This is a genomic window from Cellulomonas sp. KU4C (assembly GCF_056868065.1).
Genome location: NZ_CP200322.1, coordinates 2,936,462 through 2,960,889, shown reverse-complemented (window position 1 = coordinate 2,960,889; position 24,428 = coordinate 2,936,462). Strand labels below are relative to the sequence as shown.

The window sequence follows — 24,428 nt, the reverse complement described above, 5'->3', positions numbered from 1 at the left end:
GCGTGTCACGCTACCCATCGACCGGCGGTCACGCGGTCGGAGGGTTCCGGCGTGGCGGCGTGGCGCACCCGACGCCCCAGGACCTTCAGGTCTGCGCCGTCGTGGCCGATGAGGGGGGCGTGACCCTTCTGTCCGCCGAGCCGCTCCCCGACCGGGTCCCGGTGCCGGAGCTGCTGCGGACCGGCGCCGTGCACTGCGCCTACCAGCCCGTGGTGGAGCTCGCGACCGGCGCCGTGCTGGGGCGCGAGGCGCTGCTGCGCACCCCGCAGGGGTCCGGCTGGGGCTCGCCGCTCGACGTGCTCGACGCCGCCGAGGACGCGGGGATGCTCGGCGAGCTCGAGCGCGCCGCGATGACCTACGCCCTCACCGACGCCGCCCAGGCGTCCGGCGGCGTCGCGCAGACCCTGTTCCTCAACATCGAGCCGCGCACGCTGTCCCGCCACCTGCCGCTCGTGCTCGAGACGTTGGCGCAGCGCGCCCCGCAGGTGCGCGTCGTCGTGGAGATCACCGAGCGCGCGCTCGCCCTCGACCCCGCCGGGATGCTCGACGCGGCCGCGCGGCTGAGGTCCGTCGGCTGCGCGATCGCGCTGGACGACGTCGGCGTGGTCCCCGAGTCGCTCGCGTTCATCCCCCTGCTCGCACCCGAGGTCATCAAGCTCGACCTGCAGCTGCTGCGGACCCTGGAGGACCCCGAGACGATCACCGTCGCGGGCGCGGTCCGGGCCCGCGCGGAGGCCACCGGCGCCCGGGTGGTCGCCGAGGGCATCGAGACCCGCGACGACCTGACCCGCGCGCTCGTGCTGGGCGCGGACCTCGGCCAGGGCTGGTTCCTCGGCCGCCCGGCCCCGTCCCTGCCCGACGGCGAGCGGCACGCCGGCCGGATCCCCCGGCCGCACGCGCCCCTGGGAGGTCGGTCGACGCCGTTCGAGATCGTCGCGTCCCGCCGCGCCGTGCGCGTCGCGCCCAAGCAGCTGCTGCTCCCCCTGTCCCGGACGCTGGAGACCGCGGCGGTCACGCACCGCGTGCCCCCGCTGGTGCTCGGCGCGTTCCAGGACGAGCGGTTCTTCACCGGCCGGCCGGCACGCCGCTACGGCCGGCTCGCCCAGCAGCTGCCGTTCGTCGGCGCGCTCGGCACCGGGCGGCCGGAGGGCCTGCCCGCGGGCGTGCGCTGGGCGTCGATCGACCCCACCGAGCCGCTGGCGCGGGAGTGGATCGTGCTGGTGCTCGGCGCGCACGAGTCCGTCGCGCTCGTCGCGCGCGAGATCGGCGACGGGCGCGCGGGCCGACCCGGGAGCGAGCGCGACGCCGGCCGAACGTTCGAGTTCGCGGTGACGTACGACCACGGGCTGGTCGCCGAGGCGGCGCAGTCGCTGCTGCGGCGGTTCGGCGCGGAGGGCCGCGGCGCCTGAGGACGCGCGCCACCGGCCTCAGGGGTCGTCGTGCTCGCGCTGCCGCTCCGCGAACACGCGGGCGACCTCCCGCGTGACCGGCCCGGGCGTGCCGGCGCCGAGCACGACGCCGTCCACCGCGACGACGGGCTGGACGTCCCGCGCGGTCGAGGTGAGGAACACCTCGTCGGACGTGGTCAGCGCGTCGTAGGGCAGGTCGACCTCGCGGCCGCCGGACCAGTCCAGCACCAGCGCGCGGGTGACCCCGGCGAGGCAGCCCGACGCGAGCGGGGGGGTCAGCAAGCTCGCCGTCGCGGACCACGAACACATTCGTCCCCGTGCCCTCGCAGAGCAGTCCGCGCGTGTTGGCGAACACCGCCTCGCTCGCGCCCGCGGCGTGCGCCTGGGCGAGCGCCAGCACGTTCTCGCCGTAGGACGTCGTCTTCAGCCCGGTGAGGGCGCCGACGTCGTTGCGGCGGTACGGCACGGTGATGACCGAGGTCTGCGGGTCCGGGTCGTGGCCCGGCGTCAGGCCGAGCACGAGGGTCGGCGGACCGTCGACCCGCCCGCTGCCCAGCAGACCGGGCCCGCCGGTGAACGTGATCCGCAGGACGTCGAACCCGCTGGTGAGCAGCTCGCGGTTGGCGTCGACGACCTCGTGCGCGGCCCGGCGGACCGTCTCCGGGTCGAAGCCGCGCAGCCCGATCCCGGCCGCCGAGCGCGCCATGCGGTCGACGTGCCTCGTCAGCGCGAAGATCCGGCCGTGGTCCACCTTGACGGCCTCGAAGACGCCGTCGCCGACCACGAACCCGTGGTCGCGGGCCGAGGTCGTCGCCTCGGCCTCGGGCACCAGCGCGCCGTTGACCCAGAAGACCGTCGAGGTCACGTCCACCGTCGCTCCCGTCCACGCCGCCGGCGCCGGGTGCGCCGTCGTCCGTCCGCGAGCGTACGCGCCGGGCCCGCCGCGTGCGGTGTCCGGGCTCGGCGTGCGCGTCAGGACCGGCGGGTGGGCAGCGCCCGGCCGTCCGCCGCCCGGCGGACCGCGTGCTGCACGACGGCGAGCGCGACGACCTCCAGCGGCCGGCCCTGGTCCGCGCTGAGCACGTCCAGGACCCGACGGGCCGTGTCCTCGTCGCAGCTGCGCGTCTCCATGAGCACGCCGACGGCGTGGTCCACGGTCGCGCGGGTCCGCCCCGCCACGCCACCCGGCAGCGGCAGGCGGTCGCGGGCCGGGATGGTGCTGTGCAGGTCGATCAGCGAGGCGGCCTGCTCCGCGAAGCCCTCGGCGCGCCGCACGATCTCGGGCCCGGCGGCCCCGGCGTCCTCCAGGTACAGGGTCAGCACGGCACCGCCGCCCCGGGCGAGCGCGGCCGGCACCGCCACCACGCAGCGGAACCCGTCGTCCAGCACGGGCCGCCACCAGGACGGGTCCCCCGCCGCCGCCCCGTCGACGGCAGGGACCGCCGCGTCGGCCACACGCAGGTCGGGCAGCACGACCGGGACGCGCGCGTCGAGCACGGACCGCCACGGTCCTGCCGCCGGCCCGCCGCCGACGACCCGGTCGCCCGAGCCCCCGACGAACCAGTCCGTCCCGCGCCGACGCGCGTGCACGGTGCCCTCGACGACGCTGCCCGTGCGTCCCGCGACGATCTCCAGGAGGTCGTCGAGCACCGCGACCACGCTCCGCGCCGGTTCCGCGCCCGGCCACACCGCACACACCTCTGCCATCGTCCGCCCCCTGCGGCAGCGGGATGGGGGCCGTCCTCCTCACCGAGGCGGCGCCGTGCGTGCGCTGCCGGCACGCACGCACATGGTGGCACGGCGACCTCGCCTGTCAACCGCCTCCGGCCCGGTCGCGACCCGGCTGCCGCACCGCGTCGCCCGGGCGGGTGACGGCGCGGCCGGCGCGTCGCGCGCGGCTCACCCGGTCGCCGGGGGTCACCGGATCGGCGGCGCAGTCCCGTCCGGGTCCTCGTCCACGAGGTCGACCGAGCGCGCGAGGACCGCGGTCGCGAGGTCGACGACGCTCAGTCCCAGCGCCCACGCCCGGGCCCGGAGGAGCTCGGCGGCGTCGGCGGGCGGCAGCTGGGTCTGCGCGACCACCATGCCGACCGCGCGCCGCACGTGCCCCGCGTCGTGGACCGCGTCCGTCGCGCCCGCGTGCAGCGCCGGCGCCAGGGCGTCGGCGAGCACCTGCCCGTCGTGCACCACCTCGCCGCGCCGCGGGGACGGCAGCCCGTGCACGGTCAGGGCGCCCAGCGTGCCGGAGCCCGACCGGACCGGCCACGACCGCACCGCCACCGGTCCGGACCCCGGCGCCGTCTCGACCACGATCTCGGCCGCGAGGACGCGGTACACGGGCAGCGCGTCGGCGGGGCGTGCGTCGCGAGGTCCGTCCTCGGGCGACCCCGGCCCCAGCGGGACCTCGACCGACCGGCCCTCGCGGTACGCCCGCGCCCCGGGGCCGTCGCCCAGCATCTGCTCGAGCTCGCCGAGCCGCGCCGCCACCGGGTCGGTGGCGCAGGCCGGGGTGCCCCCGACGTCGCACGGGGCCGCCGTCAGCACGCCACCGCGGGCGCCGAGCAGGTCGACCGCGCGACGGCACGCCCGTTCGGCGGCCGGCGCCCCGGACGGGGTCGCGACCGCCCGCGCGAGCTCCTCCAGGAGCAGCAACCGGTCCGTCACGGCGCCAGTCTGAGCCGGGGCGGCGGAGGTCGCACGTCGGGCCGGACGGGCTCCGCCGCCCGGGTGACGGGACCCGCCCGGTCGGGTGTCGGTGGTCACGGGCACACTGACCGGATGGACGAGAAGACGACCCTCCTGCGCTACCTCCGCGAGCAGCGCGACGGCCTGCTCGGCAAGCTCGACGGGCTCGGCGAGTACGACGCGCGCCGGCCGCTGACACCGACCGGCACGAACCTGGCGGGCCTGGTCAAGCACGTCGCGAGCGTGCAGCTCGACTACCTCGGGGTGGTGTTCGACCGGCCCTCGGGTCGCGCGCTGCCCTGGCTGGCCGACGACGCGGAGCCCGAGGCCGACCTGTGGGTGCCCGCGCACGAGACCCTGGCCGAGGTCCGGGAGCTGCACGCGTTCTCGGCCGCGCACGCCGACGCCACCGTGGAGGCGCTGCCGCTCGACGCGACCGGGCGGGTGCCGTGGTGGTCGGAGCGGAGCGCGACCGTGACGCTGCACCAGGTGCTGGTGCACCTCGTGGCGGAGACGGCGCGGCACGCCGGGCACGCGGACATCCTCCGCGAGCTCCTCGACGACGCGCGGGACGGGGGCCCGACGGGCGGGTCGCTCGGCAACGGGCCGCAGGACCCGAACGTGCCGGACCGGGACGCCGCGGCGTGGGCGGCCCACCGGGCCCGCGTCGAGGCGGGCGCCCGGGAGGCCGCCGGGGAGTGAGTCCCGCTGCGCCGGACCCGGGCGCCCGACGCGACGTCGACGCCCGACCCCGTCGACGGGGTCGGGCCGTCGGCACCGGCGTGGTCAGGCCGCGGGCGGTCCGGCGAGGCACACCCGGTTGCGGCCCTCGGCCTTGGCCCGGTACAGCGCGGCGTCAGCGCGTGCGAGCAGCTGCGCCACCGTCTCGTCCGCCTGCCGCACCGCGACGCCCATGCTCACGGTCAGCGTGGCGCCGGGCATCAGGTCGTCCCAGCGCAGCCCGGCCACGGTCGCGCGCAGCCGGTCGCAGACGTCGTGGGCCGGCGGTCCGCTGAGGCCGTCGAGCAGCACCGCGAACTCCTCACCCCCGTACCGCGCGGCCAGGTCGTCGCGTCGCAGCGCACGCTGCAGCACGTCGGCCACCCGGACCAGCACGGCGTCACCCACCTGGTGCGACCACGTGTCGTTTACCCGCTTGAAGTGGTCGACGTCGACCAGCGCGACGGTGAACGCCGAGCGCTCCAGCGACCACCGTTCGAGCTCGGTGTCGAGGGTGCGCCGGTTCGCCAGCCCGGTGAGGCCGTCGTGCGCGGCCTCGTGCGCGAGGCGCGCGTTGCTCTCCTCCAGCGCCTCCGACCGGCGGCGCTCCGCCTCGGCCTGGCGCTCGGCCTGCTCGACCTCCATCCGCGCGCCGAGCAGCGTGGCGCGGCGCTCGGCCTGCGCGTCGCCCATCCGCACGGTCAGCGCGTACAGCTCGCGCAGCTCGGCCAACGCCGCCGCCGTGTCGCCCAGGACCTCGTGCGCGTCGGACAGCACCCGCAGCAGCTCCATCCGCTCGGCGGGCCGGCTGACGGCGTCGCTGAGCGTCATGCCCGCGCGCGCCTCCGCGACCGCGTCCTCGAACCGTCCCGCCTCGGCGAGCAGCCCCGCGCGGATCCGGTGCAGCGTCAGCAGCTGACCGGTCGACGGGAACCGGCGGAGCATCGACTCCGCGGCGTCGAGCACGGCCGCCGCCGAGACCGCGTCACCGGCGAGCAGGTGCGCGGTCGCCACCGTGAGCCGGGCGTCCACGCCGGTGCGGCTCAGACCGGCGGCGTCCGCCTCGTCCACCGCCTCCAGCGCGAGCGCCAGCGCACGCCGCGCCGAGGCGCGCGCACCGCGGGGGTTGTCCTGCGCCAGCCGGCGGCTCGCCTCGACGAACGTGCGCGCGAGGTTGGCGAGCGCGATCGAGGCACGGTCCGGGTCGCCCGCGGCCAGCCACAGCCGGCGGGCCTGGGTCAGGACGCCCGCGGCCTGCGGGGCGAAGTGCGGCATCGACGTGTAGACCGAGCCGAGGATCGTCAGGACGTCCGCCGTACCCTCGGTGTCGTCGGCCTCGCGTCGCAGCTCCGCGGCGCGGGTCAGCAGGTCCACGGCGTCCTCGAGCTGCCCGAGGTCGTGGTGCACGACGCCCTGGCGCGCCAGCGCCCGCGACTCCCAGACCAGCGCGCCGCGCTCGCGCGCCAGGTGCTCGGCGCGGACCGCGTGCGCCAGGGCACGGCTGTCCTCCCCCAGCGCGTGGTGGGCGACCGCCGCGTGGTAGCGCAGCCGCATCTCCGCGCCGCCGGCCCGCTGGGCGGTCGCCGCGGGCAGCAGCTGCTCGGCGCGGCGCGCGCAGGCCGCCGCGTCGGAGTCGGCCAGGAGGGCGAGCTCGTCGACCGCCGTGTCCCAGTCCGTGAGGGGCGCGGTGGTCCCCGTCGCCTCGGTGAGTGTCGCCGTCATGGTCCTTCGTCCTGCCCGCGGTCCGTCGCGGGTCACCCTGTGCATCGGGCCGCCCACCTGCGGCGATGAGGCTCCCGGGACCGCTTCACCCGGACCCGCGCGCGGTTCACCCGCAGTGACGGCGATCGCGCCCGACCTGTGGCACGGTGTGCGCGTGAGCATCGCCGACCCGCAGTCCCTGTTCCCGGGCAAGCAGTTCATCAGCACCGCCCTGGAGGCCCTCGAGACCAAGACGGCGATGTCCGGCGGGCTCGCGCGGCGCTACCTGCAGCGGGCCGCGATGGCGGGTGTCCTGATCGGCCTCATGTACGCCACGTACTACGCCGTGATCGCGGCGTTCGACGCCGTGCCGGCGGGCGACGCGACGCTGCGACCGGTCGGTCGGCTGGTCGGTGCGGTGGTGTTCGGCTGGGCGCTGGTGTTCATCTACTACTCGCGGTCCGAGCTGCTGACCTCGAACATGATGATCGTCTCGATCGGTGCCTACCACCGGCGCACCTCGTGGCTCCGCGCGCTGCGGATGCTCGGGCTGTGCTACCTGGGCAACCTGGTCGGCGGGCTGTTCGTCGCGGTGCTGCTGCGGTTCTCCACCCTGGCCGACGGCGGACCGGAGCAGCAGATGGTCGACTCGGTCGCGCACAAGCTCGCCTACGTCACCGACGGGCCGGCCGGCTGGGTGGACCTGCTGCTGCGCGCAGTGCTCTGCAACTTCTGCATCAACATCGCGATGCTGCTCGTCTACAACGGCCTCATCAAGAGCGACCTGACCAAGTGCCTGGTGATGATCACGGCGGTGTTCATCTTCGCGTTCCTCGGCCTGGAGCACTCGGTCGCGAACACCGTCCTGTTCTCGATCGTCGGCCTCCGCGAGGGCATCGACCTCGCGGCCGCAGCCGGCAACGTCGGGCTGGCGCTGGTCGGCAACTTCATCGGCGGCGGGCTGCTGATCGGCCTCTACTACGCCTACGTCAACGACGACAGCCAGTGGCTGCGCCAGCAGGCCGACGCCGCCGGGTCGGCGACGCCGCCCTCCCCGCCTCAGCGGTAGTCCGGGCCCCCGGGGACGCCGAACAGCTCCTCCAGCGTCGTGACCCCGCGCCGCTGCATCTCCGCGACCAGGTCGGTCCCCACGTACCGCAGGTGCCAGCCCTCGGGCGCGTAGCCGGTGACGGCCTGGTTGCCCGCGGTGTAGCGGACCACGAAGCCGAACTCCGCCGCCCGCGCCGCGACCCAGGTGCCCTCGGGCGTCGCGTCGAAGCAGGACTGGAAGTCGCACTCCGGCCGGCTGCCGCTGCCGACGTCGACGGCGAGCCCGGTCTGGTGCTCGCTGTGCCCGGGCCGCGCGGACACCTCGTCGACGCGCTGCGGGCCGACCCGGGACGCCCAGTCGGCGTGCACCTGCTGCTGGTAGGCGGCGGACCGGAACCCGCTGCGCAGCTCGAGCCGCACCCCCTCGGCCGCGGCGGCCGCGAGCATCCGGGTCAGCGGGTCCTGGAGCGCGGCGCGGACCTCGTAGCCGCCGACGACCACCAGGTCCGTCGGGGCGAAGTCCGCGGGCGCGAGCGGCAGCGCCTTGTTCACGACCACCCACGGGCTGGCCGGGTCCGTGGTGGCGTACCGGGCGAGGTCGAGGCCCGCGGCCGCGGGAGGCACCGGCACCCGGAGCGGTGCGGTCGGGGCCGGCGCGGACGGCGCGGACGGTCCGGCCAGCAGGTCCCCGGTGCGGTCCGCGGCACCCGTGGGCACCGTCGGGGCGGGCGTGATCGGCGGTGCGGTGCTCCCCGCCGTCGGGACCGCACGGGGACGCGGCGACGGGCCGGCGGGGGCGTCGGCTGCGACCTGCGGCGGCTCGGGTGCCGACGACGGCACGTCGTGCAGCAGGAGCCCGACGGTGAGCGCGCCGACGGCGACCGTGGAGAGCACCTGCACGGTGCGGGACCCGGTCCACCGGGTCCGCGGCCCGGCGGAGCGCTCGTCCGCGGGCGCGACGCGTCCGCTCGTCGTGGTGCGACGGGCGCGCGGGGGGCGGGAGGTCACGCCGGTGCTCCAGGGGACGTCGGACGGGGGTCGTCACCCAGTGTGGGGTGCGTCGACGCCGCGCGACAGTCCAGCGGCTGATCCGGGTCCGACGAGCGTTGAGTGGTCGCCCGCGGCCAACTGGGTGGTCGTGGCGGCGCGGCCTGCGTGGTGGGCCCCAGCGGGACTAGGTGGTGGACCGGCGCCCTCCGTCCGCGTCCCCGGCCGTCACCCGCGCAGGTCGCGGCCCAGCGCGCCCAGGGCTGACTCGCGCCGGCCGTGGTCCAGGGCGAGGCCGCCGTCGGCGGTGCGCCGCACCGAGCCGGCCGCGACGAGCTCGGCGACCGCGTCGACGCCCTGGTGACGGTCCACCCACGTCCGGGCGTCCGCGGCGCTCATCGCGCCCGGCAGCAGGGCGGCCAGCAGGCGGGCCTTGGTCAGGGGCGGTGCGGTGCCGGTGAGGACGGCGGACTGGCCGACGGCGGTGGGCATGGGTGTCTCCCCGGGTTGCTGGGTCGCCCGGGCCGTGGGGTGGCCGCGGGTCGCGACCAGCCTGGGCGGCGCGGGGACCTGAGTACCGCCGTCGCACCGACCGGGTCCGGACTGCGTAGGTGGTCCGCGGTCAGTCGGCGGCGCGCAGCACGTCCCCGAGCCGGTGCGTGCCGCCGCGTCCCTGCTCGACCAGCACCACCGCCGCCGCGGTGACGGCCGCCACCAGCACGGGGACGGCACCGGCCGCCCACGCCACGTCCGCCCAGCGGATCCCGTCCCCGCCGACCAGCGGGCCGAGGACCACCGCCGAGACGACGGAGCCCGTCGCCGCGCCCGCCACCGTCGCGACGACGGCGCCCGGTGCCAGCTCGGCGGCCGCGACCCGCCACGCCTCGGCATCGCCCAGCCCCACCGTGCGCAGCGTGTCGAGCGCCCGGCGGCGCGCCGGACCACCGCGCGCGGCCCCGACCAGGACCGTGAGCGCGACCAGGATGCCCAGGAGGCCGGCGCTCGCCCAGCCCGCGGCGGCGCGCGCCCGGGGCAGCACCTCGGCGCGCAGCTCGGCGAGGACCACCGCGCGCTCGGTCACGGCGAGGCCGCCGCCGTCGGACGCCGCCGCGCGGCCGCCGTCCGCGACCGCCGCCGCCGACCCGGGTCCGACCAGCCACGCGACGCCCTGGGCGCGGTCCGCGGACGGCGTGCCGGCATCGACCTCGGCGGGGAGCAGGAGCAGCACCTGGGCGTCCCCACCCCCACGTGCACCGTCGCCGGCGCCGGCGAACTGCAGCTCGGTCGCCGCGACGGTCCGGGTCGTCCCGTCGACCTGCACCTCGACCTCGCCGGCGGCCGAGGGTGCCGCACCGCCCGCCGCGGCGGCCAGCGCACGGAACGCGACAGGGTCGCCGACCAGCACCTGCGCGTCGGTCCGCCCGTCGGCGGTGCGGACCCGCGGTCCGTCGAGCCGCTCGGCCGTCACCACCAGGTCGACCCCGGGCTGGTCCGCCCACGTCGCGGCGAGCGCCGCCAGGTCGGCGGCCGGTCCGGTCACCCGCACGTCGCCCCCGACCTCGTCCCAGGACGCGGAGACCCGGTCCCGGTCGACCGCGAGAGCGGCCGAGACGCTGACCACCAGCAGCGCGGCGGCGGTCCCGAGCGCCAGCAGCGGCAGCGCCGCCAGCCCGTCCGACCTGGCCCGCGCCAGCGCGAGCACCGGCACCGCGCGCCGGGACCGCTCGACCACGGGCGCGAGCCGACGCAGGACCACCGGCAGCAGGCGCGCGACCACGGCCGCACCGACCGCGGCGAGCGCCGCGGGAGCGGTGGCACCGAGCGCGTCCGGTCCGCCGCTGGTCCCCCGGGTCCCCCCGTGCAGGGTCACGACCGCGGCCCCGGCGAGCGCGACCAGGGCGAGCTCGACGGCGGTGCGCCGACCCGCGGCACCGGCCGTCCCGCCGTGCGGGGTGCCCGGGGGGTCGGCGACCCGGCGCGCGGTCAGCAGCGCCGCCCCGGGCAGCGCCAGCAGCGCCACCACCGCGGCAGGCAACACGAGGGGCCCCGGCGGTGGTCCGGGCAGGACCGCCGCCGCGACCGCCAGCCCGGCACCGACGCCGACCACGACCACCACCAGCGCCTCGACGCCCTGCTCGACGCCGAGCGCCAGGAGCCGGGCGCCGCGGGTCCGGCGTGCGGCGAGCTCGCCCCTGCGGCGGAGCGCGAGCAGCCCGGCGGTGAGCAGCAGGAGCAGCACGCCGACGGCGACCACCCCGTGGACGAGGGCCCCGGCCTGCGCGCGCGCCCGCTCGACGTCGTCGAGGGCGCCGCCGAGCGTCGTGCCCAGGCCGGTGTGCACCGACACACCGGACGCCGCCGGGCCGAGCACGGAGGGCGACGCCCGGACCGCCGGCAGCTCGTCCAGCACGACCCGCGCGGCGCCCGCACCGAGACCCGGCGCCGGCGACAGCCGCACGGTGCGGGTGACCTGGCGCGGGTCGACCGCCTCGAGCAGGTCGGGCAGCGACGCGTCGGACAGCACCGCGACCGCCTCCGTCGTCGTCGCGGGCCCCGAGGTGGTGACGCGCGCGACCACGGCCTCGTCGAGCACGTCCCACACCCGGGGCCGCTCCGGGGCGAACACCCCCGTCACGAGCAGCGTGACCCCGCCGCCGTCGGACGACTCGGTCGTCAGGGTCGAACCGACCCGCGCGCCCAGCGCCTCGGCGACGTCACCCGCCAGTCCGACCTGCACGGGTGCCGCTGCGGTGCCGGGGCCGGAGGCGGCCGCGGTGCCGGCGTCGGTGCCGGCCGCCGCTGCACCCGTGCCCGCCGCGGCGGGGGCCTGCCCCGCCGTCCACGTCACACCCGTGCCGTCGCCGTGCAGCCACGCGAGCCGTACGGTCGTCTCCCCCGTGGTGGGCGTGGCCGCGGCGCCGCCGGGGTCCGCGGTCGCCCGCAGCGCGAGCGGTCCCGAGGTCACGAGCGTCACCGGCGGTGCGAGCACGTCGCCGATCCGGGCGCCCAGACCCGTCGCGAGGGCGTCGGCGGCATCGAGGGCGTGCGCGGCCGCCTCCGGGTCGGCGGCCTGCCCGGTCTGCGCGTACCCCACGGCGGCGGTGAGCACGACGTCCGCCGAGTCCCCGGCGCGCGCGAGCGCGTCCGCGACGGCGTCGTCCGCGACCCGTGCCACCGCCCGCGGCCCGGCGGAGGCCAGTGCGGTCACGAGGGTCAGCAGCAGCACGACGAGCAGCAGCGGACCCGCCTGCGCCCGTGCGCGCCGCGGCAGCGTCCGCAGGTCCAGGCCCAGCGCCCCCGGACGTACCACGTCCCGGCTCCGCCTGCCGACGCGACGGCGCGTGCTGTCGCGGTGCCGGGCGGTCACTCGGCGTCCCCCAGCCGCAGGTGCGCGGCGGTCGCGCGCCGCACCAGTCCGCGCACGACGGGCACGACCACGACCGTCGACCCGAGCAGGACGACCGCGAGCAGCGTCGCCTCGGCGCCCCACGGCCACACGGCGAGCGCCCGCGGCACCGCGACCGCGCCGGACTCGGACACCGTGAGCGCCGGGGTGAGCGCGCGGGCGACCACCGCCCCGACCGCCGTCCCCGCGGCGACCGCGAGCAGGTCGACGGCGACGTGCTGCGTCAGGTGGGTCGCCGCCACCGCCCGCGGGGACGCACCGAGCGCGAGCAGCCGCGCGACCTCCTGACCCCGGTCGTCGGCGGTCTGCGCGCCGTGCAGCGCGGAGCCGACCAGCGCGAGCGCGACGGCCCCGACGACCAGCAGACCCAGCGCCGCCAGGACCCCGACGCGCAGGGGTCCGTCGCGCAGCGCCGTCGCCACCTCGGTCCGGACCGTGACGTCCGCGCCCGCCGCACGCAGCGGCGCGGCCCCGGCGGACGAGCCGAGCCACCAGCCGTCGACGAGCGTCGCCGTCTCCCCCGCGGCCAGCGCCGCGCGTGACAGCGCGTCGAGGTCGACCAGCACCGCGGGACCGTCCGGCGCGCCGGGGACGTACGGGAGCACGCCGACGACCCGGGCCGGGACCGGCGTCCGGCCGACGAGGACGTCGAGGTCGTCCCCGGTGGTGAGCCGCGCGTCGGCGGCAAGGCCGGCGCCCACCGCGACCGGCAGCGCCTCCGGCACCGCGAACCCCGCGAGCAGCACGTCCGCGGGTCGCAGCGTGAGGTAGGGGACGTCCACCTCGGCGGCGAGGAGCAGCCCGACGCCCCCGTCGGCCCCCGCCGGGTCGGGTACCAGCGTCGGGTCCAGCACCGTCGCGGGCTCCCCCGTGGGGGGTGCCGGCACCGCCGCGGTCCAGGCGGCGACGTCCGCGGCGTCCGGACCCGCCGCGCCCGCCCCCGTCCGCTCGGCATCCGGGGCCGACCAGCCCACCGACACCGCGACGTCCGCGGTCCGCCCGGCGTCGAGCCCGGCGAGGTCGGGAGACGCCAGCGTGACCAGCACCGCCACCACCCGCGCGGGGCCCGCGGTGCCGCCCGGGACGGCCGCCCGGACGCCGTGGGCCGCCCCGTCGAGCGGCACCTCGTCCGCGGGTGCGGCGACCCGGGCGCCGTGGCCGTCGTCGAGCACGAGGGTCGCGGTCGCGTGCAGGGCCACGGGCGCGTCGGTGCTGCCGGAGACCCGCAGCGCGACGCTCCCGTCGTCCTCGACCCGGGCGGGCAGCACCGGCGGGTCGGCGGCGTCGGGCGCCAGGGCCGTCAAGGGGGCCGCCCAGTCCGCGCCGCCGGGCAGGAGGTCGGCGGTGAGCGCCGCGCGGGTGTCGACACCCACGAGCCGGGTGGCGTCCTCGCCGGTGACGAGCGTGCCCAGCCCGGTGACCCGGTCGGTGACGGGCAGCGCTGCCGGGTCGGCGGCGCGGACGGCGGCACCCTGGCCGAGGAGCTGCCCGGGCACGTCGACCGCCGTCGCGGCGGCCGGCACCCGCGCCGCGGCCTGCGCACCGGCCGACCGGTCCCAGGTGGCGGCCCACGCCACGCCCGAGGTCGCGGTGGCCGTGGCCAGCACGAGCAGCAGCAGCGCCGTCGCCGAGCGGGGCCGGCGTGCGGCCTCCAGCGCGGCCAGCGGCAGCACGAACCCGCGGGACCGGGCCGCCCACCGCTCGCCGGCACGGGCGGCCGGGGGCACGAGGCGCAGCACCAGGACCGACCCGGCGACCAGGGCCAGGACCGGCGCGAGCACCCGGACCGGGTCGCCGCCGACGACCCCCGCGACCGCGCCGACGCCCGCCACCGGTCCGGTCCCGTCGCCGGACCGCAGGCGCAGGACCGCGAGGACGGCCAGGACCACCAGGAGGACGTCGGCGCCGGACCGCGCGAGCCGTCGCCCGGCGCGCGCACGGGCCCGCCGGCCGCCCGGGGGTCGCGGCGCGGGCAGCAGCAGCGCGAGGACGAGCACCGCCGCGCCCGCGCCCACCACCGCCGGCAGCGCGGACCCGACGTCGCCCGTCCCCACGGGCCGCAGCCCGGCGGCGGCGAGCGCGGGCACCCGCACCACCAGCCCGTACCCGACGGTCGCGACGGGCACGGCGAGCACCGCGGCGAGCACCGCGAGGACGACCGCCTCCACGCCCTGCTGGCCGAGCAGCTGCCGGGTGCTCGCCCCGCGGTCGCGCAGCAGGTCGCGCTCCGCCGACCGGCGCGTCGCCACCAGCCGGCCGGCGAGCAGCAGCGCCGCGCCGGCGAGCGCCAGCCCGACCAGCCCGCCCACCACGACGACCGACCCGGTCACCTCGTGCTGGCGGAGCGCCCCCGTGAGGGTGTCGGGGAGCGCGGACCGGACGACGACGCGGTCGGCCCGGTCGCCCAGGTCCCGGACCAGCCGGGCCCGCAGCCCCGGGACCGCCCGGGCCACCGCGGTGAGGTCGGCCGGCCGCGCGTCCGCCGCGTCCGGGCGGACGAGCACCGCGACCGTGCCGGCACCCGTCGCCGTCGACGGCGCGCCCGGGGCGAGCACGAACGGCCCGTACGCCGGCGAGCGCTGCCGACCGGAGGTACCGGGCCGGTCGTGGTCGAGGTCGACGCCCGCGCCCCGGAGGCGGTCCCGGTCCCAGACCGCGCCGTCGGTGCCCGGGAGCGGGGACCACACCCCCACCACCCGGACCGCGGTGACCGGGTCGGCGCCGGGTGGGCCGTCCGCGGTGGCACCGAGGTCGAGCACGTCGCCGACGGCCAGCCCGAGCGCGTCCGCGGCCGCGAGCGGTACCGCCACCTCCACGGCCTCGTCCCCACCGGCAGCGTCCTCGGCGACGCCGCCGGCCACGGCCCCCGGTGCGGGCCAGCGCCCCGTGACCAAGCGACCGGCCTGCGCGACGTCCGGCGCGTCGACCAGGTACGCGAAGGACCCCGTCGTCCCGCCCGCGCCCACGCCCGCCGGCAGCCGGAGCAGCGGCGACTCGACCCAGGTGGTGGTGCGCACCGGCAGCGGGGTCGCCGCGGCCTCGACGGCACCGGCCACGGCAGCGGCGAGCGGCGCCGGGTCCGCCGCGCCGTCCGCGGGCACCACCCGGGCCACCACCTGGCTCCGGGCGGGGTCGACGTCGCCGAGCGCGGTGCTCAGCGCGTCCTGGCGCCCGGCGGTGAGCAGCAGCGTCCCCGTGCCGAGCACGGCGAGCGCGACCAGCGCGGTCGCGAGCACGGCGAGCAGCAGCGGCGCCTGCGTGCGGGCACGCCGGAGCACGAGGCCCGGCGCGGCGGCCGCCCACCCGGCCGTCATGCGGGCTGCACGTGCCCGTCGACCAGCCGGACCGCCCGGTCGGCGAGGCCGATCATCACCGGGTCGTGCGTGGAGACGACGGCGGCCATGCCCTCCGCCTCCACGACCGCCCGGATCAGCGCCATCACCGCGAGCCCGGTCTCGGTGTCGAGCTGACCCGTCGGCTCGTCCGCGATCAGCAGCCGCGGCGACCCGGCCAGCGCGCGGGCGATCGCGACCCGCTGCTGCTGGCCGCCGGACAGCTCGTCGGGCCGCAGCGCCGCGTGGCCCTCCAGCCCGACCAGGCGCAGCAGCAGCGCGACGCGGCGCTCGCGGTCGGCGACCGGCAGGGCGCGCAGCCGCAGCGGGACGGCGACGTTCTCCGCGGCGCTGAGCACCGGCACGAGCCCGAACGTCTGGAACACGAACGCGACGACGTCGCGGCGCAGCCGCACCTGGCCCGCGCGGTCCAGGGTGGCGACGTCCGTGCCGTCGACGTGCACGGTGCCCTCGTCGGGCCGGTCCAGCCCGCCCACGAGGTTGAGCAGGGTCGTCTTGCCCGACCCCGACCGCCCCACCAGCGCCACGAGCTCACCGGGGGCCACGTCCAGGTCGATGCCGCGCAGCGCGTGCACGGCGGCGCGACCGGTGCCGTAGGTGCGGCGCACGCCCCGGACGCGGACCATCGGGGTCGTCGTCGGGCTCGTCGTCACGCGGCACCGTGGCGACGGCGGCGCCGCTCGGGGGCGGGGGGCGTGCCGGTGTCGGCCCGTGCGGTGTCCGGTCGCACCGCGACGTGGTCGTCCTCCAGCGCGAGCCGCACCCGGCGGGTCAGGTCGAGGGCCTCCCGGTACTCGCGCGGGACCTGCACGCGCCCGGCGCGGTCCATCACGGCGTACTCCTCGGCGACGAACCCGTGCGCCCCGTCCGTGCCCACGTGCGCCCGCCGCAGCACCTCCGTGCTCGTCCGGCCGTCGCGGATCGCGACGGTCCGCTCGACCTGCCCGCTCACCGCGGGGTCGTGCGTGACGACGACGACCGTGGTGCCGGCCTCGCGCTGCGCCGCGCGCAGCGCCTCGAACACCTGCTGACCGGTGGTGGTGTCGAGCTCGCCGGTGGGCTCGTCGGCGAGCAGCACCTGCGGGCCGTTGGCCAGCGCGACGGCGATCGCGACCCGCTGCTGCTCGCCGCCCGACAGCCCGGCGGGTCGGCGGTCGCGCGCCTCCGTGAGGCCGACCAGCTCCAGCAGCTCGTCGACCCGGGTCCGGGCGGTGCGGTGCGGGCGGCCGGCGAGGGTCAGCGGCAGCGCGACGTTCTGCCGCGCGGTGAGGTACGGCACGAGGTTGCGGGCGGTCTGCTGCCGGACCGTGCCGACGACCGTCCGGCGGTACGTCACGCGGTCGCGCGCGCTGAGCGCCCCGAGGTCCCACCGTCCGACCCGCACGGTGCCCGCGCTGGGCGCGTCCGCGGCGGACAGGATCCGCAGCAGCGTCGACTTCCCGGAGCCGGACGCCCCGACGACCGCGATCATCTCCCCGCGCCCGACCAGCAGGTCCAGCCCCTGGAGGGCCTGCACCTCGACGCCCCCGGTCCGGAAGATCCGCACGACCGCGTCGCAGACCACCAGCGCCTCCCGGCCGAACTCCTCGGGCGCGGCGAGGCGCGCACCGAGCTCGTCCACGACGGTGTGCTGCACGGCGGCCTCTCCTTCGGGTGCGACGCGTGCGGATGCTATCCCGCGGACGACCCGGCAGGGCAGCCCCGGACGGGCGCGTCACCCGCGCGCCGCACGCCGCCCCCACCACCGGCCGGTCAGGCCTCCGGCCGCGCCTCGTGCCCGGGCCGGCCCTGCGTCCGGTTGCGCTCCTTCAGCTGGGACTCGTGGACGTGCCGACGCCCGTCGAGCAGCCGGTCACGGGTGCGGCGCTCGGCGTCGGCGAACGCCCGGTAGTACCCGTCGTCGAACTCCTCGACGACCTGGAACGTCCACCGGCCCGCCAGGACGTTGCGGCCGACGACCTCCGCGCGCAGCTCGTCGGCGATCTGCGGGTGGCCGGCGGCGGCGAGCCGGTCGAGTGCCTCGGCGAGCTCGGCGTCGGCACGGCCGACGAGCCGGTGGAACGCGTAGAGCATCCCGCGCGCGTGCTCGACCACCTCGAACGCCGCGGTGACGCCGCCGACGGCCTCGACCACGTCGTCGGGCACGCCGGCAGGCGGCAGGTGAGCGGGGTCGGGGTGCTCGGCGTCGCCGCCGGCGACGTCCTCGTGCGCGCGGGTCATACCGCCATCCTCACCACGCCGGGTGCCCGGGCGCACGCCGGGCGTCCGGGCACCCGGCGTGCGCTCAGGCCCGCTCGGCCAGCACCCGCCCGCCGCCGAGCACGAGCTCGCGGGGCGGGGTCCGCACCAGCGCGTCCAGCGGGTTCTCCGCGTCGAGCAGCACCAGGTCCGCGCGCGCACCCACGACGAGGTCGTGCCCGTCCCGGCCGACCGCCCACGCGCCGTCGGTCGTCGCGAGCCGCACCACCCGCAGCAGGTCCTCGTCCCGCACCAGGCTCGAGGCGCGGGCGAGCTGCCACGCGATGCCGAGGGTGTCGCCGGTGCCGTAGGGGCTCCACAGGTCCCGGATGCCGTCGGTGCCGAGCCCGAGGCGGACGCCGGCCGCGGCCAGCTCGGCGACGGGCAGCTGCGGCAGGCGCAGGGGCGCGACCGTCGTCATCGCGATCCCGAGCGCGCCCATCCGCGCCAGCAGGTCCGCGCGCTGCGCGTCGGGCAGCTGCGCGACGGCGAAGCCGTGCGCGATGGTGACGCGGCCCTGCAGCCCGAGCCGCTCCGTGCGGTCGGCGACCAGCTCGATCTGGAAGGCGCCGAGCTCCGCGGGGTCGTGCAGGTGCAGGTCGACGCCCACGCCGTGCTCGGCGGCCAGGCCCAGGACCGCGTCGACCTGGCCGACGGGGTCGCGGTCGATGGACGCCGGGTCGAGCCCGCCCACGTGCTCGGCACCCGCACGGGCGGCCGCGTGCAGCAGGTCCAGCACGCCGGGCCGGCGCAGCACGCCGTCCTGCGGGAACGCGACCACCTCGACGTGCAGCGCGCCGTCGTACGCCGCGGCGGCCTCGCGCACCGCCTCGATGCCGCGCAGGCCCACGCCCAGGTCGACGTCCACGTGGCTGCGGACGGCGGTCGTGCCGTGCCGCACCAGCTCCGCCAGCACCGCCGCGGTCGTGCGGACGCCGGGGATGCCGAGCTCGTCGCGCCGCGCGCGCTCGTGCCGGATCCGGCCGTCCGTGCCGCCCTCGCCGCCGTAGGACTGCCACGGCAGCCCCCACCACGACTTGTCGACGTGCGCGTGGGCGTTGACGATCCCGGGAAGCGCGAGCAGGCCCCGGCCGTCCACCACGTCGCCGCCCACCGCGTCGCCGCCCGCCCGCCCCCCGTCGACCTCGGCCGCGCCGGCGGGCGACGGGCCGGTCGGCGTGATCGCGGTGATGACGCCGCCGTCGAGGTGCAGGTCCACGGGGGCGCCGCCCCACGGACGGACGTCGCGGACCAGCCGGACGGTGCGCAGCGAGGGGGTCGGGGGTGCGTCGGGCGCGTCGGTGCTCATCGCCTCATCCTGCCCGCGGCGGCGCGAGGGTCGTGCCCGGGACCACGGGGCACTCGACCAGCGTGCGCAGCCCGTCCTCCGGGGGCGGGTCGCCGTGCAGGATCCGCGCGAGCAGCAGGACCGCCTGCCGGCCGATCTCGCCGCGCGGCGGGTCGAGCCGGGTCAGGTCCACCAGCGCCGCGTCGGCGCGCGCGGGCGGGAGCAGCGAGACGACGCTCAGGTCCTCGGGGACCCGCAGCCCCGCGTCGCGCGCCCGCAGCACCAGCGCGGTCGCCAGGGCGGCGTCCTCGACGACGAGCAGCGTCGGGTCGTCGGCGGCCCGCACCGCCGCCCACGCGGCCTCGGCGTCCTCCGGGCCGGCGGGCACGACCACGGGATCCACACCGGCCGCCGCGAACGCCTGACCGGCCCCGGCGAACCGGTCGCGCACCGACTCGCCCTCCCGGGGCAGGTGCAGGTGCACGACCCGCCGGTGCCCGAGGTCGAGCGCCTGCGCCACCACGCGGCGCGCGCCGCCGGCGTAGTCGACGCCGACCGACGGGATGCCGGGCGTGTCCCGACGACCGACGGCGACGACCCGGAACCCGCCCGTGACCAGCCGCTCGAGCTCGCCCGCGTCCATCTCGACGCCGAGCAGCAGCACCCCGTCCGCCAGCCGCAGCCGGCTGCCCTCGTGGAAGATCTTCCGGCGCCCGTCGGTGACCGGCGCGCTGGTGAACATCAGCAGGTCGCAGCCCACCTCCTCGGCCGCCTGCTCGATGCCGGTCAGCAGCGGCCCGTAGTACTCCTGGATCCGGGACGGGAACGCCGGCTCGTAGGTGAACACCCCGATGATCCGGTTGTCCATGCCCGCCAGGCGCCGTGCCGAGGGGTCCGCGACGTACTGCGTCTCCTCGATCACCCGCAGCACGCGGGCGCGGGTCTCCTCCGGGATCCGGGTCTCACCGGCGCCGCCGTGGTTGAGCACGAGCGAGACGGTCGCCTGGCTCACCCCGGCGAGCTCCGCGATCTGGCGCTGGGTGACGCGTCCGCCGCTGCTGCGAGCCATCTGTGCTCCTCGGGTGCTGCCGGTCGCTCCCGCGACGGCACTGGGACGCTAATGCGTAGCACCGCACGCGGCAAGGCACCACGCCGCCCCCTGGCTCGTCGCCGTGCGCCCGGTGCTGCTGTGCGCCCGGTGCTACGGTGTGCGCCATGTTCGCGTCGCAGACCTCCTGGTGGCCCGCCTCCTAGGCGGACCTCGACGCGTCGACGACCGCCCGGACCGGCGGTCGTGCCAGCAGTGGCGGGCGGGCGCCGATCCCCGACCCGATCGGCTGCCCGCATGACCACCGCTCCCCTGCTCCGCACCCTCCTGACCGAGGACGCACCCCCGTTCGTCGTGCTCCGGCGCGGCGACGCCCCCGTGCTCGACGTGCTCGTCGGGGACGTCCTCGACGTCGACCGCCTCGCCGACATCCCCCTCGACGGCGCGACCGTCCTCGCCCTCGTCCCGTTCCGGCAGGTGCGCGAGCGCGGGTTCGTGGCGCACGACGACGGCGCCCCGCTGCGCTGCCTCGTCGTCCGCGACCGCGAGCAGGTGCCGCTGGCCGACGCCCTCGCGCTGCTGCCCGCCGAGCCCGTCGCGATCGACCCGGTCGGCTTCGACGTGCCCGACGAGGCCTACGGCGCACAGGTCCGCAGCGTGATCGACGACGAGATCGGGCGCGGGGAGGGCGCGAACTTCGTCATCCGGCGCGACTTCGTGGCCCGCACCGACGCCGCGCCCGGCACGGCCGTGCTGTCGTGGCTGCGGGCGCTGGTCGAGCGCGAGCAGGGCGCGTACTGGACGTTCGCGCTGCGCACCCCCGGGCTCGCGGCCGCGGGGGCCACCCCCGAGCGGCACGTGTCCGTCTCCGGCGGCGTCGCCCGGATGAACCCGATCAGCGGGACGTTCCGGCACGGCGCCGACGCCCCCACGGGCGCGGAGCTGCTGGCGTTCCTCGCGGACGCCAAGGAGAGCGACGAGCTGTTCATGGTCGTCGACGAGGAGATGAAGATGATGAGCGCCGTCTGCCCCGACGGCGGTCGCATCCTCGGGCCGTACCTGAAGCAGATGTCCCGGCTCACGCACACGGAGTACGTGCTGGAGGGGCGCACCGACCTCGACGTGCGCGAGGTGCTGCGGCTGACGATGTTCGCCCCGACGGTGACGGGCTCGCCGATGGGCAACGCCTGCACGGTCATCGCCCGGCACGAGACGACGCCGCGCGGGTACTACTCCGGGGTGCTCGCGCTGTTCGAGCCCGACGCCGCGGGCGGGTACGCGCTCGACGCGCCGATCCTGATCCGCACCGCGTACCTCGACGACGCCGGCCGGGTCACCGTGCCGGTCGGCGCGACGCTGGTCCGGCACTCCTCGGCCGCGGGCGAGGTCGCCGAGACGCACGCCAAGGCCGCCGGGGTGCTCACCGCCATCGGCGCCGTCCCGCGCCCGACCGCCGGGCCCGCCCCCGTGCTCGCCGACGAGCCCGGCGTCGCCGCCGCGCTGGCGTCGCGCAACGACCGGCTCGCGACGTTCTGGCTCCGACCCCAGGCCGCCGACCCCGAGCCCGGCCTCGCGGGCCGCACCGCCCTGGTCGTGGACGCCGAGGACCAGTTCACGACGATGCTCGCCCACCAGCTGCGGCACCTCGGCCTCGACGCGCGGGTCGTCCCGTGGGACCAGGTGCCCGACGAGCCCGACGCGGACCTGCTGGTGCTCGGCCCCGGGCCGAGTGACGCGCGCCGCCTGGACGACCCCCGCGTCGCGCGCCTGCACGCCCTGCTGGCGGCGCGGCTGAGCACCGGGCTGCCGCTGCTCGCCGTCTGCCTCAGCCACCAGGTGCTCGCGCTGCAGGCCGGGCTGCCGGTCGCGCCGCTGGAGTCCCCGCGCCAGGGCGTGCGGCTCGAGGTGGACGTCCTCGGCGAGCCCGCGGCGATCGGGTTCTACAACACGTTCGCCGCGCGGGTGGCGCCGGGGACGACGCGGACGCCGCTGCTCGACCTCGAGGTCGGCGCCGACCCGGCCACGGGCGTGGTGCACGCGCTGCGCGGCCGGGCGGTCGCGTCGGTCCAGGGGCACCTGGAGAGCGTCCTGTCCGCCGACGGTCTCCCCACCCTGCGCCGCCTCACCCGCCACCTCCTCCCCTGACCCGACTCCCCCCGCCCGCCCCCTCTCCCCGCGCGCCCCCTCGTCGACCGGGGGCGAGTGGTCACGACACGCTGGCGCGCACCCCCGCGGACCAGCGTGTCGTGACCGCTCGTCGGCGGGCGCTGGCGCGTGTCAGAGGGCGGGTCGAACATGTGTTCTATGGAGAGGTCGACTCGAGGGGCCGGGGTGCTGCACGCGGACCTGGACGCGTTCTACGCGTCGGTCGAGCAGCGCGACGACCCGCGGCTGCGCGGGCGGCCGGTCGCCGTGGGCGGCGGCGTGGTGCTGGCGGCGTCGTACGAGGCGAAGCGGCGCGGGGTGCGGACCGCGATGAGCGGCCGGGAGGCCCGGTCGCTGTGCCCGGGGCTCGTCGTGGTCCCGCCGCGGTTCGACGCGTACACCGCGGCCAGCCGGGCGGTGTTCGCGATCTTCGCCGACACGACGCCCGCCGTGCAGGGGGTCTCGATCGACGAGGCGTTCCTCGACGTGCACGGCCTGCACCGGATCGACGTCCCGCCGGTGCAGATCGGCGCGCGGCTGCGGGCGCGCGTGCGGGCCGAGGTCGGCCTGACCATCACCGTCGGGGTGGCGCGCACGCCGTTCCTGGCGAAGGTCGCCAGCCGGGTCGCGAAGCCCGACGGTCTGCTGCTCGTCGAGCCGGACCGCGAGGACGCGTTCCTGCACCCGCTGCCGCTCGAGGTGCTCTGGGGCGTCGGCGAGGTCACCGCCGGCAAGCTGCGCGCCTACGGCCTGGCGACCGCCGGTGACGTCGCCGCGCTCCCGCCGCACGTCCTCGTCGCGGCGCTCGGGCCCGCGATGGGCCGGCACCTGCACGCGGTGGTGCACGGGCGCACTCCCGAGCGGGTCCGCACCGACCGGCGACGCGCGTCCGTGGGCGCCCAGCGCGCGCTCGGCCGCGGACCGCACCGGCCCGAGCAGGTGCACGCCGCGCTGCTCGGCCTGGTCGACCGGGTGACCCGGCGGCTGCGCGGGGCGCACCGGCTCGCGCGGACGGTGGTGCTGCGGCTGCGGTTCGCGGACTACACCGCCGCGACCCGGTCCCGGTCGCTGCCCCACGCCACCGCGTCCGGCGAGCGGCTGGCCGCGGTCGCCGCTGCACTCCTCGCCGAGGCGGCGCCCCTGGTCGCCGAGCGCGGCCTCACCCTGGTCGGTGTGGCGCTCACCGGGTTGGAGACCGACGCGTGGGAGCAGCCGCAGCTGGACCTCGACGGCCGCGACCGGTCCGGGCTGGACGGGGCGCTCGACGCCGTGCGGGCGCAGTTCGGCTCCGGGGCGGTGCAGCGCGGGGCGCTGCTGCGCGGCGGCAGCGGGACGGAGGTGCCGCACCTGCCGGACTGACCGCTCCCCCGGCTGCGCGCACGCGGGACGGGGTGCTGCCGCGAGCGGCCTGCGGCAGGATGGCCGCGCCGAGCGACGCAGGGACGGGGGGACGCCATGCCGCGGACCGCCGCGCCCGCCCCGCCGCCCCGCCGCGCACCGGCCGGCGCCGCGCGCACCCTGGTCCGCTCCGCGACGGCGCTGGTCCGTCCCGTGACGGCGCTGGTCCGCGCCGCGCACGCGGCACCGGCCGCCGCGGTCACCGTCTTCGCCACCGCGTACGCGGCGGGCCCCGCGGACGCCGGGCCCGGGCGGTCGGCGCTGGTCGGTTCCGCGGTCCTGGCGGGGCAGCTGTCGGTGGGGTGGTCCAACGACTGGATCGACGCCGCCCGCGACCGGGCGGTCGGGCGCACCGACAAGCCCGTCGTCCGCGGGGACGTCACCCCGGCCGCGCTCCGGACCGCCGCGCTGCTGGCCGTCGCGGCGTGCGCGGGGCTGTCGCTCACGCTCGGGATCCGCGCCGCCCTCCTGCACGGCGTGCTGGTCGCCGCCGCGTGGGCGTACAACGCGCGCCTGAAGTCGACGGCGTGGTCGGCGCTGCCCTACGCGGTGGCGTTCGGCGGGCTGCCGTCGGTCGCCACCCTCGGCTCCGGGGCGGGTGCCGGTGCCGCGCCCTGGTGGGTGACGGCCGGCGGGGCGCTGCTCGGCGTCGGCGCGCACCTCGCGAACGTGCTGCCCGACCTGGAGGACGATGCGGCCACGGGCGTGCGGGGCCTGCCGCACCGGCTCGGTCGGCGCGGGACCGCGTTCGGCGCGGCCGCCGTGCTGCTCGCCGCGGTGCTCGTCGTGGTGCTCGGCAGCCCCGGGGCGCCGGGACCGCCGGGGGTGGCCGCGCTGGGCGGAGCCGGGGCGCTCGCGGGGTCCGCCGTCCTCGTCGCGCTCCGCCGCCCGACGAGCCGCTGGCCGTTCACCGCCGCGATGCTCGTCGCCGGTCTGGCGGTCGTCCTGCTGGTCACCACCGGCTGAGACCCCGCCACCGGTCGCGGGCCGCGACCCCCCG

The 24,428-nt window shown here is 78.4% G+C and carries 19 protein-coding genes and 1 pseudogene; 6 read left to right on the top strand and 14 right to left on the bottom strand.

Annotated features, from left to right (window positions below; genetic code table 11):
• The first annotated feature begins 119 nt into the window (after positions 1-119).
• Entirely contained in the window at positions 120-1,409 is a 1,290-nt protein-coding gene (locus AC1VL8_RS13930; RefSeq protein ID WP_483075570.1) for a sensor domain-containing phosphodiesterase, read from the top strand.
• An 18-nt stretch (positions 1,410-1,427) separates the two neighbouring features.
• On the opposite strand, the gene AC1VL8_RS13925 is transcribed toward AC1VL8_RS13930, so the two are convergent.
• The 4 genes and pseudogenes from AC1VL8_RS13925 to AC1VL8_RS13910 all read right to left on the bottom strand — a co-directional run bounded on the left by AC1VL8_RS13925 (position 1,428) and on the right by AC1VL8_RS13910 (position 4,073).
• Positions 1,428-1,691, bottom strand: coding sequence for an aminotransferase class IV (locus AC1VL8_RS13925; protein WP_483075569.1), 264 nt, complete (start codon positions 1,689-1,691; stop codon positions 1,428-1,430).
• 67 nt (positions 1,692-1,758) lie between these two features.
• Positions 1,759-2,160, bottom strand: a pseudogene (locus AC1VL8_RS13920) (aminotransferase class IV); the annotation flags it as partial.
• A gap of 221 nt (positions 2,161-2,381) precedes the next feature.
• Positions 2,382-3,059 (bottom strand): ANTAR domain-containing protein, encoded by a 678-nt coding sequence (locus AC1VL8_RS13915; RefSeq protein ID WP_483075568.1) that lies wholly within the window; start codon positions 3,057-3,059, stop codon positions 2,382-2,384.
• Between the two features lie 267 nt (positions 3,060-3,326).
• The gene (locus AC1VL8_RS13910; RefSeq protein WP_483075567.1) at positions 3,327-4,073 is read right to left on the bottom strand and encodes an ANTAR domain-containing protein; all 747 of its coding nucleotides are present in this window, start codon (positions 4,071-4,073) and stop codon (positions 3,327-3,329) included.
• Between the two features lie 114 nt (positions 4,074-4,187).
• Here AC1VL8_RS13910 and AC1VL8_RS13905 point away from each other — a divergent pair, with 114 nt between their 5' ends.
• The gene (locus AC1VL8_RS13905; protein ID WP_483075566.1) at positions 4,188-4,796 is read left to right on the top strand and encodes a DinB family protein; all 609 of its coding nucleotides are present in this window, start codon (positions 4,188-4,190) and stop codon (positions 4,794-4,796) included.
• Between the two features lie 84 nt (positions 4,797-4,880).
• Here the strand turns inward: AC1VL8_RS13905 and AC1VL8_RS13900 are convergent, their stop codons facing one another.
• Positions 4,881-6,536 carry a GGDEF domain-containing protein gene (locus AC1VL8_RS13900; RefSeq protein ID WP_483075565.1) on the bottom strand — a complete coding sequence of 552 codons (1,656 nt, stop codon included), beginning with the start codon at positions 6,534-6,536 and terminating at the stop codon, positions 4,881-4,883.
• Between the two features lie 154 nt (positions 6,537-6,690).
• Between AC1VL8_RS13900 and AC1VL8_RS13895 the strand changes: the two genes are divergently transcribed.
• On the top strand, positions 6,691-7,584 hold the full coding sequence (locus AC1VL8_RS13895) for a formate/nitrite transporter family protein (protein WP_483075564.1): 894 nt from the start codon (positions 6,691-6,693) through the stop codon (positions 7,582-7,584).
• Here the strand turns inward: AC1VL8_RS13895 and AC1VL8_RS13890 are convergent.
• From AC1VL8_RS13890 to AC1VL8_RS13850, 9 genes are all read right to left on the bottom strand, one after another.
• Positions 7,575-8,573, bottom strand: coding sequence for a M15 family metallopeptidase (locus AC1VL8_RS13890; RefSeq protein WP_483075563.1), 999 nt, complete (start codon positions 8,571-8,573; stop codon positions 7,575-7,577). The genes AC1VL8_RS13895 and AC1VL8_RS13890 overlap by 10 nt on opposite strands.
• Positions 8,574-8,780: 207 nt before the next feature.
• Positions 8,781-9,044, bottom strand: a complete 264-nt coding sequence (locus AC1VL8_RS13885; RefSeq protein WP_483075562.1) for a hypothetical protein — start codon at positions 9,042-9,044, stop codon at positions 8,781-8,783.
• Positions 9,045-9,174: 130 nt separating this feature from the next.
• Positions 9,175-11,862, bottom strand: coding sequence for a hypothetical protein (locus tag AC1VL8_RS13880; protein ID WP_483075561.1), 2,688 nt, complete (start codon positions 11,860-11,862; stop codon positions 9,175-9,177).
• A gap of 53 nt (positions 11,863-11,915) precedes the next feature.
• Positions 11,916-15,272: a hypothetical protein gene (locus AC1VL8_RS13875; RefSeq protein ID WP_483075560.1), complete on the bottom strand. Its 3,357-nt coding sequence runs from the start codon at positions 15,270-15,272 to the stop codon at positions 11,916-11,918.
• Entirely contained in the window at positions 15,269-15,937 is a 669-nt protein-coding gene (locus AC1VL8_RS13870) for an ABC transporter ATP-binding protein (protein ID WP_483076258.1), read from the bottom strand. The genes AC1VL8_RS13875 and AC1VL8_RS13870 overlap by 4 nt, the downstream gene beginning before the upstream one ends.
• A 23-nt stretch (positions 15,938-15,960) precedes the next feature.
• On the bottom strand, positions 15,961-16,947 hold the full coding sequence (locus AC1VL8_RS13865) for an ABC transporter ATP-binding protein (RefSeq protein ID WP_483075559.1): 987 nt from the start codon (positions 16,945-16,947) through the stop codon (positions 15,961-15,963).
• Positions 16,948-17,063: 116 nt separating this feature from the next.
• On the bottom strand, positions 17,064-17,531 hold the full coding sequence (locus AC1VL8_RS13860) for a hypothetical protein (protein WP_483075558.1): 468 nt from the start codon (positions 17,529-17,531) through the stop codon (positions 17,064-17,066).
• A gap of 64 nt (positions 17,532-17,595) precedes the next feature.
• Positions 17,596-18,858: an amidohydrolase family protein gene (locus AC1VL8_RS13855; RefSeq protein WP_483075557.1), complete on the bottom strand. Its 1,263-nt coding sequence runs from the start codon at positions 18,856-18,858 to the stop codon at positions 17,596-17,598.
• 4 nt (positions 18,859-18,862) lie between these two features.
• On the bottom strand, positions 18,863-19,906 hold the full coding sequence (locus AC1VL8_RS13850; RefSeq protein ID WP_389228702.1) for a LacI family DNA-binding transcriptional regulator: 1,044 nt from the start codon (positions 19,904-19,906) through the stop codon (positions 18,863-18,865).
• Between the two features lie 276 nt (positions 19,907-20,182).
• On the opposite strand from AC1VL8_RS13850, the gene AC1VL8_RS13845 reads away from it, so the two are divergent.
• The 3 genes from AC1VL8_RS13845 to AC1VL8_RS13835 all read left to right on the top strand — a co-directional run bounded on the left by AC1VL8_RS13845 (position 20,183) and on the right by AC1VL8_RS13835 (position 24,394).
• Positions 20,183-22,030, top strand: coding sequence for an anthranilate synthase family protein (locus AC1VL8_RS13845; protein ID WP_483075556.1), 1,848 nt, complete (start codon positions 20,183-20,185; stop codon positions 22,028-22,030).
• A gap of 159 nt (positions 22,031-22,189) precedes the next feature.
• Positions 22,190-23,389: a DNA polymerase IV gene (dinB, locus tag AC1VL8_RS13840; protein ID WP_483075555.1), complete on the top strand. Its 1,200-nt coding sequence runs from the start codon at positions 22,190-22,192 to the stop codon at positions 23,387-23,389.
• 96 nt (positions 23,390-23,485) lie between these two features.
• Positions 23,486-24,394, top strand: coding sequence for a UbiA family prenyltransferase (locus AC1VL8_RS13835; protein ID WP_483075554.1), 909 nt, complete (start codon positions 23,486-23,488; stop codon positions 24,392-24,394).
• The last annotated feature ends 34 nt before the right edge of the window (positions 24,395-24,428 follow it).